The organism is Ruegeria halocynthiae (assembly GCF_900106805.1).
Classification (GTDB): Bacteria; Pseudomonadota; Alphaproteobacteria; order Rhodobacterales; family Rhodobacteraceae; genus Ruegeria; species Ruegeria halocynthiae.
In genome coordinates, this window is record NZ_FNNP01000033.1 from 1 (window position 1) to 1,511 (window position 1,511).

1 protein-coding gene is annotated in these 1,511 nt (G+C 55.4%); it reads left to right on the forward strand.

The window, feature by feature from the left end:
* Nucleotides 1-85: 85 nt before the first annotated feature.
* A protein-coding gene (locus tag BLU89_RS21045; RefSeq protein WP_143030654.1) for an IS3 family transposase occupies nt 86-1,437 on the forward strand; the annotation gives its coding sequence in 2 pieces (ribosomal slippage) (nt 86-422 and nt 422-1,437; 1,353 coding nt in all).
* The last annotated feature ends 74 nt before the right edge of the window (nt 1,438-1,511 follow it).

Here is a 1,511-nt window from a genome sequence, read left to right on the forward strand (position 1 = left end):
TGTCTGACGTCAGCACCAATGGGACAGTTTAGGTCGATTTGATAAGAGAGGGTTTCTGGCTCATCGTAACCGCCAAGGAGTGGAGATGAGAAAGAAACCTGGACCCAAGCAGCGCCACGGTGAGAAAGTTGTAAAAGACATCCGCCGCGCCACGCGTAAGCAATACTCAGCGGAAGAGAAGATCAGGATTGTGCTGGACGGCCTGAAGGGCGAGGACAGCATTGCCGAGCTGTGCCGCCGTGAAGGCATTGCCCAGAGCCTCTACTACAGTTGGTCCAAGGAGTTCCTGGAAGCCGGTAAGAAACGCCTTGCAGGTGACACTGCCCGCGCGGCAACTTCCACTGAAGTGAAGGATCTGAGACGGGAATCCCGTGATCTGAAGGAGGTGGTTGCCGAACAGGCTCTTGAACTGCGGTTGCTCAAAAAAAGCATGATCGCGGATGGGGGCGACGACGAATGAGATATCCCGCATCCGAAAAGCTGGAGATCATCCGCCTCGTCGAAGGTTCATATCTGCCGACCAAGCGCACTTTGGACAAGCTGGGCATCCCGAAGACCACCTTCTATCGCTGGTATGACCGATATCTGTCGGGTGGTCCTGAGGCGCTTGAGGATCGTAGTCCCAAGCCCTCACGGGTCTGGAACCGCATTCCTGAGCCGGTTCGTGAGAAGATCAAGGATCTGGCTCTGAAGGAAAGCGATCTGTCGCCGCGCGAGTTGGCCGTGCAATTCACCGACACGGAAAAGTATTTTGTGTCACAGGCTTCGGTCTATCGCATCCTCAAGTCCTACGATCTGATCACCAGTCCAGCCTATGTAGTTTTGTCAGCCGCAGACGAGTTCCAAGACAAGACAACACGGCCGAACCAACTCTGGCAGACGGACTTCACTTATCTAAAGGTGATCGGCTGGGGCTGGTTCTACCTGTCGACCATCCTCGATGATTACAGCCGATACATCATCGCCTGGAAGCTTTGTGCAACGATGAGGACCGAGGATGTGACCGACACACTGGACCTCGCCTTGCAAGCCTCAGGCTGTGATCAGGCAACGGTGCTGCACAAACCGCGCCTGCTCAGCGACAACGGGTCCAGTTACATCTCCAGCGAGTTGGCCGACTGGCTGGAAGATCAGCAGATGGATCATGTTCGAGGTGCCCCGTATCACCCGCAAACTCAGGGGAAGATCGAGCGATGGCACCAAACCCTGAAGAACCGCATCTTGCTGGAAAACTACTACCTGCCCGGTGATCTCAGGCGGCAGATCGACGCCTTTGTCGATCACTACAACCACCGGCGCTATCACGAGAGCCTGCAAAACCTCACGCCCGCTGATGTCTACTTCGGACGCGGCCAGACCATTCTGAAACAACGAGAAAGGATCAAACGGAAGACCATCGAAACGCGACGCTTGCTTCACCGCAAATCCGCCGCATAATCACATGAACCAGATGAGCCAGACCCTCTCTTAGCTCACGCCGCCATCTGTCCCAAAATCCCTGACGACGGACA